This is a genomic window from Halopseudomonas litoralis (assembly GCF_900105005.1).
Classification (GTDB): Bacteria; Pseudomonadota; Gammaproteobacteria; order Pseudomonadales; family Pseudomonadaceae; genus Halopseudomonas; species Halopseudomonas litoralis.
Window position 1 is genome coordinate 3,511,476 of sequence record NZ_LT629748.1, and the last position, 16,099, is coordinate 3,527,574.

At 58.6% G+C, this 16,099-nt stretch carries 14 protein-coding genes; 8 read left to right on the forward strand and 6 right to left on the reverse strand.

Annotated elements, in window-relative coordinates; genetic code table 11:
- The first annotated feature begins 16 nt into the window (after window positions 1-16).
- Together gyrB and BLU11_RS16750 are read left to right on the forward strand one after the other, a co-directional pair.
- The gene (gene gyrB, locus BLU11_RS16745) at window positions 17-2,431 is read left to right on the forward strand and encodes a DNA topoisomerase (ATP-hydrolyzing) subunit B (RefSeq protein WP_090275366.1); all 2,415 of its coding nucleotides are present in this window, start codon (window positions 17-19) and stop codon (window positions 2,429-2,431) included.
- A 229-nt stretch (window positions 2,432-2,660) separates the two neighbouring features.
- The gene (locus BLU11_RS16750) at window positions 2,661-3,308 is read left to right on the forward strand and encodes a metallophosphatase domain-containing protein (RefSeq protein ID WP_090275368.1); all 648 of its coding nucleotides are present in this window, start codon (window positions 2,661-2,663) and stop codon (window positions 3,306-3,308) included.
- A gap of 74 nt (window positions 3,309-3,382) precedes the next feature.
- On the opposite strand, the gene BLU11_RS16755 is transcribed toward BLU11_RS16750, so the two are convergent.
- The 5 genes from BLU11_RS16755 to ppnN form a co-directional block, all read right to left on the reverse strand.
- Window positions 3,383-4,117, reverse strand: coding sequence for a lysophospholipid acyltransferase family protein (locus tag BLU11_RS16755; RefSeq protein ID WP_090275370.1), 735 nt, complete (start codon window positions 4,115-4,117; stop codon window positions 3,383-3,385).
- Window positions 4,118-4,121: 4 nt separating this feature from the next.
- A complete protein-coding gene (gene gmhB, locus BLU11_RS16760; protein WP_090275371.1) occupies window positions 4,122-4,655 on the reverse strand; it encodes a D-glycero-beta-D-manno-heptose 1,7-bisphosphate 7-phosphatase in 534 nt (177 codons plus the stop codon).
- Complete coding sequence (gene glyS, locus BLU11_RS16765; protein WP_090276622.1) at window positions 4,652-6,706, reverse strand: glycine--tRNA ligase subunit beta; 2,055 nt, start codon at window positions 6,704-6,706, stop codon at window positions 4,652-4,654. The genes gmhB and glyS overlap by 4 nt, the downstream gene beginning before the upstream one ends.
- The gene (glyQ, locus tag BLU11_RS16770) at window positions 6,706-7,653 is read right to left on the reverse strand and encodes a glycine--tRNA ligase subunit alpha (RefSeq protein ID WP_090276624.1); all 948 of its coding nucleotides are present in this window, start codon (window positions 7,651-7,653) and stop codon (window positions 6,706-6,708) included. Before glyQ ends, glyS begins: the two co-directional genes overlap by 1 nt.
- 215 nt (window positions 7,654-7,868) lie before the next feature.
- Complete coding sequence (gene ppnN, locus BLU11_RS16775) at window positions 7,869-9,242, reverse strand: nucleotide 5'-monophosphate nucleosidase PpnN (protein ID WP_172828721.1); 1,374 nt, start codon at window positions 9,240-9,242, stop codon at window positions 7,869-7,871.
- Window positions 9,243-9,377: 135 nt separating this feature from the next.
- Between ppnN and BLU11_RS16780 the strand changes: the two genes are divergently transcribed.
- From BLU11_RS16780 to BLU11_RS16805, 6 genes are read left to right on the forward strand one after another with little or no spacing between them, the layout of a single operon-like run.
- The gene (locus BLU11_RS16780; protein WP_231702224.1) at window positions 9,378-9,983 is read left to right on the forward strand and encodes a DNA-3-methyladenine glycosylase I; all 606 of its coding nucleotides are present in this window, start codon (window positions 9,378-9,380) and stop codon (window positions 9,981-9,983) included.
- 15 nt (window positions 9,984-9,998) lie between these two features.
- A complete protein-coding gene (locus BLU11_RS16785) occupies window positions 9,999-10,952 on the forward strand; it encodes a TAXI family TRAP transporter solute-binding subunit (protein ID WP_090275377.1) in 954 nt (317 codons plus the stop codon).
- Window positions 10,953-10,978: 26 nt separating this feature from the next.
- The gene (locus BLU11_RS16790) at window positions 10,979-13,003 is read left to right on the forward strand and encodes a TRAP transporter permease (RefSeq protein ID WP_090275379.1); all 2,025 of its coding nucleotides are present in this window, start codon (window positions 10,979-10,981) and stop codon (window positions 13,001-13,003) included.
- A complete protein-coding gene (locus BLU11_RS16795) occupies window positions 13,000-13,398 on the forward strand; it encodes a DUF1850 domain-containing protein (RefSeq protein ID WP_090275381.1) in 399 nt (132 codons plus the stop codon). Before BLU11_RS16790 ends, BLU11_RS16795 begins: the two co-directional genes overlap by 4 nt.
- A 50-nt stretch (window positions 13,399-13,448) precedes the next feature.
- Window positions 13,449-14,336, forward strand: a complete 888-nt coding sequence (locus BLU11_RS16800; protein WP_090275383.1) for a lysophospholipid acyltransferase — start codon at window positions 13,449-13,451, stop codon at window positions 14,334-14,336.
- Window positions 14,337-14,368: 32 nt separating this feature from the next.
- Entirely contained in the window at window positions 14,369-14,638 is a 270-nt protein-coding gene (locus BLU11_RS16805) for a PilZ domain-containing protein (RefSeq protein ID WP_090275385.1), read from the forward strand.
- 1 nt (window position 14,639) lies between these two features.
- Here BLU11_RS16805 and BLU11_RS16810 read toward each other — a convergent pair whose 3' ends face one another.
- Window positions 14,640-16,088, reverse strand: coding sequence for a TrkH family potassium uptake protein (locus tag BLU11_RS16810; RefSeq protein WP_090275387.1), 1,449 nt, complete (start codon window positions 16,086-16,088; stop codon window positions 14,640-14,642).
- Window positions 16,089-16,099 lie beyond the last annotated feature (11 nt).

A 16,099-nucleotide genomic window follows, 5' to 3' on the forward strand; every position in this document is an offset into this window, starting at 1 on the left:
TGGGAGTGATTATAAAATGACCGAAGAAAGAGCTTACGATTCATCAAGTATCAAGGTACTCAAGGGCCTTGATGCGGTGCGTAAACGCCCCGGAATGTATATCGGTGATACGGATGACGGAACCGGTCTGCACCACATGGTATTTGAAGTAGTCGATAACTCCATCGACGAGGCATTGGCTGGACACTGTGCTGATATCAGCATCACCATTCATACCGATGAATCCATTACCGTAAGGGATGATGGTCGCGGTATTCCGGTGGATATCCACGAAGAAGGGGTTTCCGCCGCCGAAGTGATCATGACGGTACTGCACGCTGGCGGGAAGTTCGACGATAACAGCTACAAGGTTTCCGGTGGTCTGCACGGCGTAGGGGTTTCCGTGGTCAACGCCCTCTCGGAGGAGCTGGTGATGACTATTCGCCGCGCCGGTAAGGTCTGGGAGCAGACTTATCACCATGGCGTCCCTCAGGCGCCTCTGGCGCCGGTAGGTGATACCGATGAGTCCGGTACACAGATTCATTTCAAGCCCTCTGCGGAAACCTTCACCAGCATCAGCTTCAGCTGGGATGTGCTCGCCAAGCGTCTGCGCGAACTGTCTTTCCTCAACTCGGGTGTGGGTATTCATCTGATTGACGAGCGTAGCGGAAAGCAGGAGCTGTTCAAGTACGAAGGCGGCTTGCGGGCCTTTGTTGAATACCTCAACGTCAATAAGTCCACCATCAACTCGGTATTTCATTTTGATATCCAGCGGGATGACGGCATTGCAGTTGAAGTCGCGATGCAGTGGAATGACAGCTTCAACGAAAGCCTGCTGTGTTTTACCAACAATATCCCGCAACGGGATGGCGGTACTCACCTTGTCGGCTTTCGCAGTGCACTGACTCGCACATTGAACAGTTACATCGAACAGGAAGGCCTGCTGAAAAAGATGAAGGTCAGCACTTCCGGTGATGATGCCCGGGAAGGTCTGACTGCCATTGTTTCTGTGAAGGTTCCGGATCCGAAGTTCTCTTCCCAGACCAAAGACAAACTGGTTTCTTCGGAAGTGAAAACGGCCGTAGAGCAGGAAATGAACAAATGCTTCAGCGATTACCTCTTGGAAAAGCCCGGCGAGGCCAAAGCAGTCGTCGGTAAGATGATCGATGCCGCGCGTGCCCGAGAAGCCGCACGTAAAGCCCGTGAAATGACCCGCCGAAAAGGCGCTCTGGATATTGCCGGGTTGCCGGGCAAACTGGCTGACTGCCAGGAGAAAGATCCCGCTCTTTCCGAACTCTACATTGTGGAAGGAGATTCTGCGGGTGGCTCAGCCAAACAGGGCCGCAACCGCAAGACCCAAGCCATCCTGCCGCTCAAGGGCAAGATTCTCAACGTGGAAAAGGCGCGTTTCGACCGCATGTTGTCCTCCCAGGAGGTCGGTACGCTGATTACCGCGCTGGGTTGCGGTATTGGCCGTGACGAATTCAACATCGAGAAGCTGCGCTACCATAACATCATCATCATGACCGATGCCGATGTGGACGGCGCGCATATTCGTACGCTGTTGCTGACCTTCTTCTTCCGTCAGATGCCGGAACTGATCGAGAAAGGCTACATCTACATTGCGCAGCCGCCGCTGTACAAGATCAAGCGAGGAAAGCAGGAGCAGTACCTCAAGGACGACGAGGCTCTCCAAGACTACCTTACCCAATCCGCCCTCGAAGATTCCTACCTGTACGTAAATGAGCACGCGCCCGGGATTACCGGCGAGGGCCTGGAACGTCTGGTAAATGAATACCGTGGTGTCATGAAGACGCTGAACCGGCTCGGCCGTCTGTACCCGCAGGAACTGATGGAACACTTCATCTACCTGCCACGCCTGACCCAGGAACATCTTGGTGATCGCGAGTTTATGGCTAACTGGTTGATTTCTTTTGCAAAATTGGTAAAAAGTGGTGAACGCTCGGGTCAGGAATACGAGATCAGTTTGCGTGAGGACAGGGAGCGCCAGCTGTGGCTGCCTGAGGTGGAAACCATTTCCCATGGGCAGACCAGCTACATCACCTTCAACCGCGATCTGTTCGCCAGTAATGACTACCGCAGCATGGCCGACCTGGGTGAGAAGCTGCAAAGCTTGCTGGAAGACGGCGCTTATATGCAGCGTGGCGAGAAGAAGAAGCCGATCAGGTTCTTCAAGGAAGGCATGGAATGGATGATGAACGAAACGGCACGTCGGCATACCATCCAGCGCTATAAGGGGCTGGGTGAAATGAACGCCGATCAGCTGTGGGAAACCACCATGGATCCGGAAAATCGTCGTATGCTGCAGGTCAGCATCGACGACGCCATCGCTGCTGATCAGATCTTCAACACGCTGATGGGTGACCACGTGGAACCACGCCGCGAGTTCATCGAGCGCAACGCGTTGGCGGTATCCAACCTGGATGTGTGATTTCTATCTACAGTAGTAGGTCAAGGGCTCAGCCAGCGGCTGACTCGTGCGAGAAGAGAGAGGCCCGATAGCGTTTTTATCGGGCCTTTTATTTGAGGCTACTGAGAGCCAAGCCTGGGTATGTTCCCGCTCGGCGTCATTCTGGGGGGACAACGTAATATGATCCGCTTATCGCCGTCCGATGTAGCCGCTGCACAATGTAAATTGTTGACCCAGCCAAGGGACAAAGATGAAGCTCGTGTGCGTATCCGATACCCACAGCCTGCATTGGGACATCCCGGACATCCCGGATGGAGATGTACTGATTCATGCGGGAGACAGCCTTGGCCAAGGCACGCTGAATAACGTTGAAGACCTCAATAACTGGCTGGGGGCCTTGCCTCACCGCCACAAGATCGTCATTGCCGGCAACCATGACTGGGCGTTTCAGGACACCCCCGAGTTGGCCCGGAAGGCGTTGAGCAATGCTATCTATCTGGAAGACAACGGTGTCGAAATTGAAGGCGTCCGGTTCTGGGGTTCGCCCTGGACGCCGGCTTTTATGGACTGGGCCTTCATGCTGGACCGAGGGCAGCCGTTGCATGATGTGTGGGCTCTCATTCCAGAGAATACGGATGTGCTCGTTACCCACGGACCACCGCTGGGATATGGCGATACGGTTGATCTGGGCCTGGGCAGCCATAATGTGGGTTGCCGGGATCTTCTGGAGCGGATCGATGAGCTACGCCTGAAAGCAGTCATTTTCGGCCATATCCATGAGGGTTACGGGGTGTACCAGCGGGGCGGTACGCCGCTGCTCAACGCCAGCTCGTGTACCGAGCGTTATGAGCCTTATAACCCGCCCATTGTCCTCGATCTGGATCACGCAGGAGAATAAAGTTTCCCTGCCGATATTTCCGGCAAAAAAACTCCGGTCAGAGTGATCTGCCGGGGATTTTTTATGCGTTCGACTCAGCCAGCCTGCATTTCCTGTATCGCCTTGTTCACCCAAGCCTCGGCCTGCTTGTTAACCTCGACGATGGAGCGTGGATCCGCACCTTTGGGGTAGATGGCGGGCCCGATCTTCACCTGTACTGTACCGGGGCGCTTGCCCCAGCCGTTGCGCGGCCAGAACTCACCGGCATTGTGCGCTACAGGCACCACAGGGGCGTTGTTGGCGCAGGCCAGGGCACTGCCCCCGCGGGTGAACTTGATCGGGCTGCCAGGCAGCACCCGGGTGCCTTCAGGGAATACCAGCACCCACATGCCATCCCGCAGGCGCTGACCACCGATGCGGTTCAGTTGCTGTAAGGAGCTACGCGCCTTGCTGCGATTGATGGCGATGGGTTTGAGCAGGGCGTAGGCCCAGCCGAAGAAGGGTACGTATAACAGTTCCTTCTTGATCAGCTGTGTTTGTGGACGGAAGATCTGCTGCAGGAAAAAGGTTTCCCAGGTGCTCTGGTGATTGGACAAGATCACGCCGGGCTGATCCGGGATGTTCTCCAGACCGGTCACTTCGTAGCGAATACCGACCATGCGTCGCGTCAGCCAGATAGCGAAACGGCACCACCATTCCAGCACCAGCTTGAAGCGCATACGGTATGGCAGAAACGGAGCGATAACCAGCATCAACACACCCCATATGGCGGCGCTGGCGGACAGTAGCAGATAGAACAGGGTGACGCGCAGAACCATCAACACGGACATTGGATCAGGATTCCAGCAGGTAACTGGCCACGGCGGCCAGATCATCAAACACACGGGTACCGGCAGGCAGGTCTTTACCTTCGGTCATCCGTCCTTTCCCGGTACGTACCAGATAGGGCTGACAGCCCATCGCCGCACCGGCTTGCAAGTCGCGCAGACTGTCTCCAACCGTTGGCACGCCATCAAGAGCAACAGCGTAATGCGCGGCAATCTGTTGAAACAGGCCGGACAGCGGTTTGCGGCAATCGCAGCCATCATCCGGGCCATGCGGACAATGCCGGATCAGGTCAATCCGCCCGCCTTGCTGAGTGACCAGGTCATGCAACCGCTGATGCATGGCCTGCAACGTCTGCTCGCTGAAATAGCCGCGCGCCAGACCGGACTGATTGGTGGCGACGGCTACCGTCCAGCCGGCTTGGCTAAGCCGGGCGATGGCATCGATGGACCCCGGTAGCGGGATCCACTCATCCACTGATTTGACGAAGGCGTCGGAGTCTTCGTTGATGACCCCGTCGCGGTCGAGAATGATCAGTTTCATCCGAGCAGGGAGATGTCAGCGACGCCCAGGAACAGCCCGCGCAGACGGGCCAGCAACGCATAGCGGTTGGCTTTGACCTGTGGATTCTCGGCTTTGACCAGTACCTGGTCAAAGAACGCATCCACCGGTTCGCGCAAAGCCGCCAGCTGTTCCAGCGTGGCGCGGTACTGACGCTCTGCGGCCAAGGGGGTGACTTTGGCCTCCGCGTCCAATACAGCGTCGGCCAGGGCCTGCTCAGGGGTTTCATTCAACAATGCCGGGTCTATGGCGGCTGGCACGGCGCTGTCAGCCTTGGCCAGAATGTTCGACACCCGTTTGTTGGCAGCCGACAGCGCAGCGGCTCCCGGCAACTGGCGGAATGCCTGAACCGCCTGCACACGCTGATCAAAGTCCAGCGGCGAATCAGGATGGACGGCGCGCACCGACTGATACACGGCCACATCGATACCTTCATCTTCATAGCGCGCACGCAGGCGGTCGAAGATGAAGTCCTGTACCTGATCGACCAGACCTTCGCTTTTTACTGCGACGCCATATTGCGCAATGGCGGTTTCCAGGGCAGCGTGCAGATCCAGTTCCAACCGCTTCTCGATGAGGATGCGCAGTACACCCAGCGCAGCGCGGCGCAATGCATAGGGGTCCTTGCTACCGGTCGGCAGCATGCCGATCCCGAAGATGCCGACCAGCGTATCGAGCTTGTCAGCCAGGGCCACAGCGGCGCCGGTCAGCGTGCTCGGCAGCTCGGCACCGGCGCCGCGCGGCATGTACTGCTCGTTCAGCGCCAGCGCCACATCCTCGGCCTCGCCATCGTGTCCGGCATAATAGTAGCCAGCGATACCCTGCAGCTCAGGAAACTCGCCGACCATTTCACTGGCCAGATCGCATTTGCTCAGCAGACCGGCGCGCGCAGCATTGGCCGTGTTGCCGCCGATGCGCTGGGCGATGAAGGCGGCCAGGCTGGAAACCCGTACGGCCTTGTCATACACGCTGCCCAACTGCGCCTGGAATACCACATTGGCCAGCCGCTCATTGTTCTGTTCCAGCGTGTGCTTCTTGTCCTGCTGGAAGAAGAACTCGGCATCGGTCAGACGCGGACGAACTACCTTTTCGTTACCGGAAATGATCTGCGCCGGATCGCTGCTCTCGATATTGGCCACAGTGATGAAGCGCGGCAGCAGACGACCATTGGCGTCCAGCAGGCAGAAATACTTCTGGTTGTCCTGCATGGTGGAAATCAGCGCTTCCTGAGGTACGTCGAGGAAGCGTTCCTCGAAGCTGCACACCAGCGGCACCGGCCATTCGACCAGCGCGGTCACCTCGTCCAGCAGATCTTCGGGAATGATTGCGGTGCCCTGCTGTTCGCTCGCCAGTTGCTCCACTCGCTGGCGGATCAATTCGCGGCGCTCGGCGAAGTCAGCGATCACATGGGCCTGACGCAGGTCATCTGCGTAACTGGCCGGGGTGCTGATACGCACTTCGTCCGGATGGTGGAAACGGTGGCCCAGTGAGGTACGACCCGCCTGTTGGGACAGAATATCGCAAGGGATCATGCTGTCGCCCTGCAGCATCACCAGCCATTGGGTCGGACGCACGAATTCGGTCTTGCCAGCACCCCAGCGCATGCGCTTGGGAATCGGCAGCGCGGCCAGTGCGTTATCCACAATGGCTGGCAGCAGGTCGGCAGAAGCCTGTCCGGGAATGTTCTGTACATGGCGCAGGCGTGGGCCGCTCTGGTCCAGCTCGCTCAGTTCAACACCGCACTTGCGGGCAAAACCCAGCGCGGCCTGGGTCGGCTGGCCGTCGGCATCAAAAGCCGCCTTGAGTGGTGGGCCGTCCATTTGGCTGGTGCGGTCGGGTTGCTGCGTCGCCAATTGCTCGACGAACACCGCCAGACGCCGGGGGGCGGCGAAGTAACGTGCCGACTGATATTGCAGACCGGCCTCGTTCAGGCCCTTCTCCACGCCTTCCTGAAAAGCGTCGGCCAGACGCTTCAACGCTTTGGGTGGCAGTTCTTCGGTACCCAGTTCAACCAGAAAATCCAAAGCCAGCATCATTCGGCCTCCTTCAGTTTGGCCAGTACTTCATCACGCAGTTCGGGGCTGGCCATGGGGAAGCCGAGCTTGGCGCGGGCATGCAGATAGCTGTGAGCAATGGCGCGAGACAGAGTCCGCACGCGCAGGATGTAACGCTGACGCTCGGTCACCGAGATCGCGCGGCGGGCATCCAGCAGGTTGAAGGTGTGGGACGCCTTCATCACCATTTCGTAGGCCGGTAGCGGCAATTCGGCCTCGATCAGCCGATTGGCTTCGCTTTCGTAGAAACTGAACAGTTCGAACAACTTTTCGACGTTGGCATGCTCGAAGTTGTAGGTCGATTGCTCCACCTCGTTCTGGTGGAACACGTCACCGTAGGTGACCTTGCCGAACGGACCATCGGAATAGACCAGGTCATAGACCGAATCCACACCTTGCAGATACATGGCCAGACGCTCCAGACCGTAGGTGATCTCACCGGTGACCGGGTAGCATTCAACACCGCCGACCTGCTGGAAGTACGTGAACTGGGTCACTTCCATGCCATTCAGCCAGACTTCCCAACCCAGACCCCAAGCGCCCAGAGTCGGCGATTCCCAGTTGTCTTCCACGAAGCGGATATCATGTACCAATGGGTCGATGCCGATATGGCGCAGCGAATCCAGGTACAGCTCCTGGATATTGTCCGGATTCGGTTTGAGCACCACTTGGAACTGGTAGTAGTGCTGCAGACGGTTGGGGTTCTCGCCGTAGCGGCCGTCAGCCGGGCGGCGACTGGGTTGAACATAGGCCGCGTTCCAGTTTTCCGGGCCGATGGAGCGCAGGAAGGTCGCGGTATGGAAAGTGCCGGCACCTACTTCCATGTCATAGGGCTGGAGCAATACGCAGCCCTGCTGCGCCCAGTAGTTCTGCAGCGCAAGGATCAGGCCCTGGAAGGTTTGGGCGGCTGGATTAGTCTGAGTCACGTTTTCACCGGTCAACTGTGAAGAAAGGGCGAAGTATACAATCCCGACGGGATGGCATACAGCTCGGACATCTCTGAAAACTACTGCGCTCGGTCATGCTGCGTTGAAATCCTCCTCAAGATGCTCATTTACTACAGTAAACTGCGCTCTTGCGTCGGGTTTCGCCTTGCCTGACCGTCGCTCGCTGCGTTTTCAGAGGCGTCCTATCCGAGAGATCAACTGACGACGCGGTAGGAGGGCTGGTAGGCGGAGCCGTTTGGCAGTTTCATCCGCTGCTGCTCGACGAAGGCGGTGAGCAACGCCTCCAGTGGCTGCATGATCTCCGGATCGCCGTGGATCTCATAGGGTCCATATTGCTCGATCAGGCGTATGCCCTTGTCCTTGACGTTCCCGGCGACAATGCCGGAAAACGCCCGGCGCAGGTTGGCGGCCAGTTCATGCGGTGGTGTGCTGCGGCGCAGCTCCAGGTTGGCCATGTTTTCATGGGTCGGCTCGAAGGGCCGCTGGAAGCTTTCCTCGATTTTCAGCAGCCAGTTGAAGTGGAAGGCATCGCTGCGCTCGCGACGAAACTGTTTCACTTCTGCCAATCCCTGTTTCATCTTGCGTGCCACCAGCACCGGATCTTCGATGATGATCTCGTAGCGCGCCTGCGCCGCTGGACCCAGGGTGGCGCCAACGAACTCATGCAGTTGTTGCAGATAGCCGGCCGATTCCTTCGGTCCGCTGAGGATCAGCGGGAACGGTAGTTCGCGGTTGTCCGGGTGCAGCAAGATCCCCAGCAGATAGAGGAATTCTTCGGCAGTACCCACGCCACCCGGGAAGATGATGATGCCATGCCCGACCCGGACAAAGGCTTCCAGACGCTTTTCGATATCCGGCAGGATGACCAGCTCATTGACGATGGGGTTCGGCGCTTCGGCGGCAATGATGCCCGGCTCGGTCAGACCCAGATAGCGACCGTCCGTCACCCTCTGCTTGGCATGGGCGATGGTCGCACCTTTCATCGGGCCCTTCATCACCCCGGGTCCGCAGCCGGTGCAGATGTCCAGGTTGCGCAGGCCCAGTTCATGGCCGACCCGTTTGGTGTACTTGTATTCTTCGGTGTTGATCGAATGACCACCCCAGCACACCACCATCTTCGGTTCAACGCCGGGCGTCAGAGTGCGGGCATTGCGCAACAGGTGGAAGACGTAATCGGTGATGCCATTCGAGTTGCTCAGATCCGCTCGCTGATTGCGCAGTTCGCTTTCGGTATAGACGATATCGCGCAGGGCGCTGAACAGCATTTCCCGAGTGCTGGCGATCATATGGCCATCGACAAAGGCATCGGCCGGCGCGTTGCGCAGCTCCAGGCTGACACCGCGGTCGAGCTGATGGATGTGCACCTCGAAATCGGCATAGGCTTCGAGAATGGTCTTGGCGTTATCGACGCGGGCACCGGTATTGAGAATCGCCAGCGCACACTGGCGGAACAATTGATAAGTACTGCCCGAGCCGAACTGGCTCAAATTCTGGACTTCACGCTGGGACAGGATTTCCAGACTGCCCCGGGGGGTTACTGAAACGTTGACGACTTGTCTTGGCATTATCACTTCCGCGTTGAAAATGGACGCCCCATCTTACGCTACCGCACCCAGGCAAGTGCAACGGGGCTTTTTGCAGCGTTGGTTTTCGGTACGATGCAGGGTATAAAACGAACTCAATTGTCAATCAGGAGTTGCGCATTGAACCCCTCTCGCAATGACGTCACCCGCTGCCGATGGTGCTCTGCCGATCCTGTGTATCAGCACTACCACGACCATGAATGGGGCGTGCCGGAATATGATGCGCAGCGGTTATTCGAGAAGCTGCTGCTTGACGGGTTCCAGGCAGGACTGTCGTGGATCACCATACTCAAGAAGCGCGAGCGCTATCGACAGGTGTATCGTGGTTTTGATGTGCAACTCATGGCGGCGCAGAGCGATGCCGATCTGCAGATACTGATGCAGGACCCAGGCATTATTCGCAATCGGCTGAAGATCCAGGCTGCAAGGCAGAATGCCCGGGCCTGGCTGGTCCTGGCGAAGCGGACCGACCCGGCAGCCTGGCTCTGGCAGTTTGTCGATGGTCGGCCGCTGATCAACCAGTTTGCCAGCCATGCCGAGGTGCCGGCCATTACGCCGCAGGCTCAGGCCATGAGCAAGGCGCTGAAGAAAGCCGGTTTCAGTTTTGTCGGGCCGACAATCTGTTATGCATTCATGCAGGCGACCGGCATGGTTATGGACCATACTCTGGATTGTTTCCGCTACGCGGAATTGGGCTGTGGGACTTTTACCGTCGAACAACAATAATGATGGAGACCATCCATGCAACTGACCAAACGTTTGGGTCTGCTGGCCGCTGCTGCGGCGCTGACCGCCACCACTGCGGTGTTTGCCGCGCCGACCTATATCAATGTGCTCACTGGCGGCACCAGCGGAGTGTATTACCCCATCGGGGTGGCCATCTCGCAGCTGTATAATCAGATCGACGAGGCTAAACCCTCAGTGCAGGCGACCAAGGCCTCGGTGGAAAACCTCAATCTGTTGCAGGCCGGCCGCGGTGAATTGGCCTTTGCTCTCGGTGACTCGGTGGCCGATGCCTGGAATGGTGTGGAGGACGCCGGCTTCAAGGCGCCGCTCGAACGCCTGCGCGCCATTGCCGGCACGTACAGCAATTACATCCAGGTAGTGGCCAGTGAGGAATCCGGTATCAAGACGCTGGAGGATCTCAAAGGCAAACGGATCTCGGTTGGCGCGCCCAAATCCGGTACCGAACTCAATGCCCGGGCCATCTTTGCGGCAGCGGGGTTGAGCTACGATGACATGCGCCGTGTCGAGTTCCTGCCCTACGCCGAATCCGTCGAGCTAATCAAGAATCGGCAACTGGATGCAACCTTGCAGTCGTCTGGTCTGGGCATGGCCGCCATTCGTGATCTGGCCAGCACCATGCCGGTGACGTTCGTGCCGATTCCTGAAGAAGTGGTGCAGAAGATCAACAACCCCGCCTATCAGCCCGGGGTGATTCCAGCCGGCACCTACGATGGTCAGGAGCAGGATGTGCCGACTGTCGGTATTACCAATATCCTGGTCAGCCACGATAAGGTGCCCGAGGATATTGCCTATCAGATGACCAAACTGATCTTCGACAACCTGGATGCGCTGGGTAATGCCCATGCTGCAGCCAAGGCGATCAAGTTGGAGACCGCTGCGGGCAACCTGCCGATCCCATTGCATCCGGGGGCCGAACGCTTCTATCGGGAAGCTGGTGTTCTGGAATAAGCCTCGGCAATGCGCGGGAGTAGCTCATGAGTGAAGATCGGGGGCTCAGTGCGAGCCCCGCCGACTGGCCCAGAGCCCTGTTTTATGTGGCTCTGCTGTTTTCCTGTTATCAGATTGTCACCGCTGCCTTTCATCCGGTGTCGACCCAGGTGTTGCGGGCCGGACACGTGGGTTTTCTGCTGTTGTTGGTGTATCTCAGTTATCCGCTGCGTGGCAATGCGCGTCCCTGGCAACCCCTGGCCTGGATACTGGGGTTGGCAGGTATGGCGACTTTCGCCTACCAATGGTATTTCGAGGCGGATCTGATCCAGCGCTCTGGTGATCTGACTACCACTGACATGGTGGTTGGCATCATCTTGATCGCCTTGGTATTCGAGGCGGCGCGGCGGGTAATGGGCATTGCTCTGCCGATCATCTGCGGGCTGTTTCTCGCCTATGGCTTGTTCGGCAATCACCTGCCGGGCGATCTGGCCCATCGCGGCTATTATCTGGACCAGGTGGTCAATCAGCTGTCCTTCGGCACCGAGGGGCTGTACGGCACGCCGACCTATGTGTCCGCCACCTATATCTTCCTGTTCATCCTGTTCGGCTCGTTCCTCGAGCAGGCCGGAATGATCCGTCTGTTCACCGATTTCGCCATGGGCCTGTTCGGGCACAAGGCCGGTGGACCGGCCAAGGTGTCGGTAGTGTCATCGGCGCTGATGGGCACCATCACCGGGTCCGGCGTGGCCAACGTGGTGACCACCGGCCAGTTCACCATCCCCCTGATGAAGCGTTTCGGTTATCGCTCGGCGTTTGCCGGCGGAGTCGAGGCGACATCGAGCATGGGCAGCCAGATCATGCCACCGGTGATGGGCGCCGTGGCCTTCATCATGGCCGAAACCATCAACATGCCCTATGTTGAGGTGGCCAAGGCGGCTTTGCTGCCGGCGCTGCTGTATTTCGGCTCGGTATTCTGGATGGTGCACCTTGAGGCTCGCCGCTCGAAACTCAATGGCCTGCCGAAGGACGAATGCCCCAGTGCCTGGGCGGCGGTCAAGCAGCGCTGGTTCCTGCTGATTCCGCTGGCAGTACTGATCTGGCTGCTGTTTTCCGGGCGCACGCCGATGTTTGCCGGGACCATCGGCCTGGCACTGACGGCGATCGTGATCCTCGGGTCGGCGCTGATCCTGCGGGTGTCGTCCACGGCAATCCGGCTCATCTTCTGGGTGGCCCTCGGTGTGCTTTGTGCCGGCTTCTTTCAGTTGGGCATTGGCGTGATCTTCGGTGTTATCGGCGTACTGGTGGCGGCTTGCTGGTTCATCAAGGGTGGGCGCGATACCTTACTGATCTGCCTGCATGCGCTGGTGGAAGGGGCGCGCCATGCGATTCCCGTCGGGATTGCCTGCGTGCTGGTGGGGGTGATCATCGGTATCGTTTCGCTGACCGGGGTGGCCTCGACCTTTGCCGGCTATATTCTGGCAATCGGCCAGGACAATCTGTTCCTGTCGCTGCTGCTGACCATGCTTACCTGTCTGATGTTGGGCATGGGTATTCCGACCATTCCGAACTACATCATCACCAGCTCCATTGCCGCGCCGGCGCTGCTGGATCTGGGTGTACCGCTGATCGTTTCGCACATGTTCGTGTTCTATTTTGGCATCATGGCTGATCTGACGCCGCCGGTGGCGCTTGCGTGCTTCGCTGCCGCGCCGATCGCCCGTGCCAGTGGTCTGAAGATCAGCATGTGGGCCATACGTATCGCCGTGGCCGGCTTCGTGGTGCCCTTCATGGCGGTCTACAACCCGGCACTGATGATGCAGGGCGGTGACTGGGCGGCGACGCTTTACATGCTGTTCAAGGCGGCCTTTGCGATCGGCCTGTGGGGCACGGTTTTCACCGGTTATTTCATGCAGCGCCTGACGTGGTGGGAACTGCCGCTGGGTTTTGTCGCGGGTGGGCTGATGATTCTGGCGCTGCCGATCAGTGATGAACTGGGTTTCGCGCTGGGCGCCGTCTTCGTCGCACAACATTGGTGGCGCGCACGTCGCGCTCTGACCGCCGCGGCATGAATGCCCTGTGTCTCGGCTTGGCTGGAGTGATCTGGGCACAGCTGCCATTAGCCGAGTTCACCCTGGCCTGGAATCACAGTGTCGAAAAGATACGCTGGGAAGAGGACTGGCAGGTTGAAACTGCCGGCCTGTTATTGCGCGAGGCCAGAGTGCGCGGCAGTGGCGCGGGTATGGAAATACCTGAGGATGCTGTGCTGCGGCATGGCAGTTGGCACTACCGGCCGCAGCTGCCCGCACTGCAACCCTTGCGACTGGGGCGCAGCAGTGCCCCGGCGGCCGGCGATTATCAATTATGCACCGACACGGGCTGCCACCCCCTGGCCGATTGGCTGGGAGCGCCGGACCCGCAGCAACCGGTGGTGGAATTGTGGAGCTGTTCGGCGCCGGTGGGATGATGCCTGTGCTCAGGCTACAATGGCGTTTTTCAAATGCTGGAGTGTGGTGAGTGGAAAGGCTCAAGGGTGCTGTTGTAGTGGGTTTTCTCAAGCTGTTTTCGCTGCTGCCGTTCGGTGTAGCGCAGCGCCTGGGCGCCTTTGTTGGCTGGCTGATGTGGAAGCTGCCGAACCGTTCGCGTGAGGTGGTGCGTATCAACTTCGCCCATTGCCTGCCGGAATTGTCAGAGGTGGAGCGGGAAAAGCTGGTCGGTGAAACCCTGCTCAATATCGGTCGCAGCTTCGCCGAAAGCGCCTGCGCGTGGATGTGGAGCCCACAGAAAACCGTGGCCCTGATCAAGGAGGTGGAGGGCGAGCATCTACTGGATGAGGCCTTGGCCGAAGGCAAGGGGCTGGTCGGAATCACCAGCCACCTGGGTAACTGGGAAGTGCTCAACCATTGGTATTGCCTGAAATGCTCGCCGATCATTTTCTACCGTCCGCCGAAGCAGAAAGCGGTGGACGAGCTGCTGCAGAAACAGCGCACCCAGCTGGGCAACAAGGTGGCTGCCTCTACTCGCGAGGGCATCATCAGCGTCATGCGTGAGGTACGTCGCGGCGGCGCTGTGGGTATTCCCGCAGATCCCGAACCGGCGCTGAAAAGCGGCCTGTTCGTACCCTTTTTCGGCATTCAGGCATTGACCAGCAAATTCGTCCCCGGCCTGCTCAAGGGAGGGTCGGCCAATGGCGTCTTCCTGCATTGCGTACGCCTGCCCGATCACAGCGGTTTCAAGGTCATAGTGGAGCGGGCGCCCGAGGCGCTTTATAGTGAAGACGAGAACGTCGCGGTAGCCGGCATGAGCAAAGCCATTGAAGGCTATGTGCGGCGCTGGCCCAGCCAGTATATGTGGACCATGAAGCGCTTCAAGAAGCGCCCCGCCGGCGAGAAGAAATGGTATTGAAGAAGTAGTCTTGAAGACAAGGAATGTAAGCCATGAGTAACCAACGGCAATATCCACGGACGATGATGAAGTGCCGGATCAAGATCAGCCACCCTGCCTTTGGCTCGCTGACCGCCCAGACCAAGGATCTGTCCGACGGCGGGGTGTTCATCGAACATCCGGATCTGGCAGCGCTGGCGGTCGGTGATGAGGTGACCGGGCAGGTGCAGGACATGCCGATCGAGGCGCCCGTTCTGCGCATGGTGATCCAGCGTGTCGTTGCCGGTGGGGGCGTGGGCTTGGCCTTTCTCGACGAAGAATGACTCAGCGCCGCCAGAACATCGGGGTCAGCAATACCAGCAGGGTGAAGACTTCCAGTCGGCCCAACAGCATGGCGAAGCTGAGCATCCATTTGACCGTCGCCGTCATATCACCATAGTGCGCGGCGACATCTCCCAACCCCGGCCCCAGGTTGTTCATGCATGCCGTCAATGCCGAGAAAGCGGTAACGAAGTCCAGACCAGTGCTGAGCAGCAATAGAAACAGTACCGCAAATGTGAACACATATACCGAGCAGAAACCCCACACTGCTTCCACCACCCGATCACCCACCGCCGTACTGCCAAGCTTGACCGGGAACACGCCGTTGGTATGCAGCAGCCGCTTGATCTCGCGCACACCTTGCTTGAACACCAATACCACCCGAATGACCTTCATGCCGCCCCCGGTGGAGCCGGCGCAGGCGCCGACGAAACTGGCGTACAACAGCATGAACGGCAGCACCGATGGCCAGGAGGCAAAGTCGGTCACCCCGAAACCCGTGGTGGTGGCGATGGAAACTGTCTGGAAAGCAGCAAAGCGGATTGACGAGGCAACGTCGTAATACTGGGAATAGATCAGTATCATGCTGCAGATAATGAACAGACCGACGAGAATCAGCAGATAGCTGCGGCACTCGGAGTCCTGCCAATAGCTCTTGATGGAACGGAATCGCCAGGCAGCAAAGTGCAGAGCGAAGTTGATTCCCGAGATGACCATGAACAGCATGCATATGAGTTCGATGAGCGGACTATCGAAATAGCCGATACTGGCGTCGTGGGTCGAGAAGCCGCCAATTGCAACGGTAGAAAAACTATGCCCAATGGCGTCGAACAGCGACATCCCGGCCAGCCAGTAGGCACCGGCGCAGGCCAGAGTCAGACCGGTATAGATGAACCACAACACCTTGGCGGTTTCGGCAATACGCGGGGTCAGTTTGTTGTCTTTCAGGGGGCCGGGCATTTCCGCCCGGTACAGCTGCATGCCGCCGACACCCAGCAGCGGCAGGATGGCCACCGCCAGCACGATGATGCCCATGCCGCCGAACCACTGCAGCTGCTGGCGATAGAAAAGCAGTGAGCGTGGCAGGGTATCCAGCCCGGTAATCACCGTGGCCCCGGTAGTGGTGAGGCCGGAGAAGGACTCGAACACCGCATCGGCTACCGTCAGGTCGGGCATGTCCAGCAGATACAGGGGTACCGCGCCAAACAGTCCCAGTACGAGCCAGAACAATACCGTGATCAGATAACCATCGCGGGTGCGCAGCTCGTTGCGTCGTTTGCGCACCGGTAACCACACCAGCAGGCCGACGAACAGGGTAATGGCAAAACCCACCAGGAAGGCTTCTCTGGCCTGCTCGCCGTAGTGCAGACCGACCGCCGCTGCCGGCAGCATGCTGAGGGAGAACAGCATCAGCAGAATGCCGAGAATGCGCTGAATCTGAGAATACTGCATGCGCTGTGCTA